This window comes from Coprococcus intestinihominis, assembly GCF_040096555.1.
Lineage (GTDB): Bacteria > Bacillota > Clostridia > Lachnospirales > Lachnospiraceae > Coprococcus_A > Coprococcus_A intestinihominis.
In genome coordinates, this window is record NZ_JBBMEK010000508.1 from 1 (window position 1) to 748 (window position 748).

The following is a 748-nucleotide window of genomic DNA, read 5'->3' on the forward strand; positions in this document are numbered from 1 at the left end:
TGACCGGGGATCTCGTGAAAGCCTATCCATTTCTCTCCGATGCCGAAGCCCAGCGTTTCGGCACGGGTAAGGAGGAAATCGGCAAATGTCCCCGCTGCGGCTCTCCGGTCTACGTCGGCAAGGGCAATTTCTACTGCTCGAACAAGGAATGCTCCTTCTGCCTGTGGGAAGACAACAAGTTCTTTTCCAGCAAGAAAAAGAAGCTGACCAAGAGGATTGCAAAGGAGCTGCTGGACAAGGGCTGGTGCCGCGTGACCGGGCTTTACACGCCGAAGAAGCCTCAGCTCTACGATGCGGTGATCCGGCTGGATGACAGCGGCGGCAAATACGTCAGCTTCAAGATGGAGTTTGACCGATGAACCGTCCGAAGTATGTTGCCTCTTGCAGCGGAGGCAAAGACAGCGTAGCGACGCTCCTGCTGGCAGCACAGCACAAGGAGCCGCTGGACGAGGCAGTTTTCAGCGAAGTCATGTTTGATCAGGACACAAGCGGTGAAGTCCCGGAACACCGGGACTTCATCTATGACCGGCTCAAGCCCTTCTGCGAAAAGGAGCTGGGCATCAAGTTCACCATTCTCCATGCAGACAAGACCTACGATGACGTATTCCATCATGTCATCACCCGCGGACCGCATAAGGGCGAGGTTCGCGGCTTCGCATGGGCTGGTATGTGTGCAGTCAATCGGGACTGCAAAATCCCGCCCGTCCGCAAGTACAATGCCGCGCTCTCGCCGGACACTGTGAGCTAT

At 56.3% G+C, this 748-nt stretch carries 2 pseudogenes; both read left to right on the top strand.

Annotated elements, in window-relative coordinates:
* Positions 1-359: pseudogene (locus WMO25_RS18520) on the top strand (DNA topoisomerase III); the annotation flags it as partial.
* Positions 356-748, top strand: a pseudogene (locus tag WMO25_RS18525) (phosphoadenosine phosphosulfate reductase); the annotation flags it as partial. The pseudogenes WMO25_RS18520 and WMO25_RS18525, both read left to right, overlap by 4 nt.